2 protein-coding genes are annotated in these 1,620 nt (G+C 36.1%); both read right to left on the minus strand.

Annotated elements, in window-relative coordinates:
• Nucleotides 1-158: 158 nt before the first annotated feature.
• The gene (locus G322_RS0119215; protein WP_022943276.1) at nucleotides 159-899 is read right to left on the minus strand and encodes a CD20-like domain-containing protein; all 741 of its coding nucleotides are present in this window, start codon (nucleotides 897-899) and stop codon (nucleotides 159-161) included.
• 111 nt (nucleotides 900-1,010) lie between these two features.
• Nucleotides 1,011-1,424 (minus strand): carboxypeptidase-like regulatory domain-containing protein, encoded by a 414-nt coding sequence (locus tag G322_RS21535; protein WP_156874006.1) that lies wholly within the window; start codon nucleotides 1,422-1,424, stop codon nucleotides 1,011-1,013.
• Between the last annotated feature and the right edge of the window lie 196 nt (nucleotides 1,425-1,620).

Here is a 1,620-nt window from a genome sequence, read left to right on the forward strand (position 1 = left end):
TTAAACCCAAATTTATAACCTTTGAAAATTAAATAAGAACATCAATTTTTAGGGCAACTAACGCCTCGTTAAGCGGATAAAAATGGTTGGTTAAAATCGCGTAGCGATAACCAACTGTTTTTATTCCGTTTAAACGACTTGTTAGCTGACGTACAACGTTATTTTTTGGTATTAACGTTCGAAGATGCAACTGGTTTTGGCCTATCACCAGAGTTCCCCTTGAATACCACATTTTGGGGGCCTGTTGGTTTTGCTGACATCGGTTTAGCACTTGGTGCTGATGGTGCTTTAGGTTCAGGCTTAGTTGCCATAGTAATATTCTCCGCTTTTAATTGTTGATGGTTTACGATAGTTACTTTGTTTATATCTGTGTTATTTTTAACATTATTTATTACATAGATAGGAGCAGATAAGGCAATAAATACAAATGAAATTACAACAGATCTAGTAGCATCATGTAAGTAGTTACCACGTTGTATATTATTACTACCATTATGCTCGGCAGCTTCAGAAAGTCTTTCATTGAAATATTGTTTGAAATCTAGCTTTGCTAAATATTCAATTTCTTTAGAATCTTCGCTTTGTTCTGAATGCCAACTCAATAAGTCGGAATAATGTGCTTCCATGTCTTTTGCTGGAGGTATCTTTTGATATGAGTAACCATGAAATGACCTGACCGAATAATACAGCGCCACAAACATTAGCAATACAGATGCAATGCTAAGTAATATAAATGCGTATCCAATTAAATGATTATTGTATTTAAACCCAACAATCATTGTCGACAGCGCACTACCAATTACTGTGAGAGCTACAACAGGAATATTAGTTGCCGAAGCAATACTATTACGTTGCTCCAGTTCAAAATCATATTGTTTTTGATATATATCGTTATTCACATAACCTCAGAAAGTAAGCTAACGCCGCAATAAGCGGACTAAAACAGTGGGTTAAAATGTGTAGCGAAACGTAACCCACTGTTTTAGTTCCGTTTAATTGCCTTGTTATGTTTATTTTCTTTCCATACTTGCTTTAAGGCTGATGGTTTTGACATGACATGTACCAGATTCAATTTCGACATCATAAGCATACCAATCCTCATACCCTTCTTTAGAGACTGTTACGTTATAAAAACCAGACCTTTCATATGCACCCGATAAATTCATATCATCACTGCAAGCTGAGTCTTGCGGATGCGTTAACACTTCATCATAGCTAGAGTCTTGCAAAATCACTGAAGCACCGCAACTAATTGGATCGTTAGATGCTTTATCAACAATTTCGATGATAATTCCAGGTTCAAGGCTAGTAGTGCATACAGTTTCAGTTTCAACTGTATCGCTTTGGCAAGCTGATATCATTAAAGGTAAACCTAGCAGTATTATTGATTTTATAGATTTAATGAATCTCTCCTTGATAAACATAACGCCCAATTAACGGGCTAAGTAATAGTTGGCCATAATTGTGAACGGAGTGAACGCGGCCAACTGTTGCGTGTCCCGTTGAATTGCTTGTTAGATGCAACACTGGTAAAACCAAGCGATACAATAACTTAAAGGCACTGTTAAATAAACATTAGCCTCTATTTTGAGCCACACAAATAACCAATTTAGAACGAAT

The sequence above is a fragment of the Psychromonas hadalis ATCC BAA-638 genome, assembly GCF_000420245.1.
GTDB lineage: Bacteria > Pseudomonadota > Gammaproteobacteria > Enterobacterales > Psychromonadaceae > Psychromonas > Psychromonas hadalis.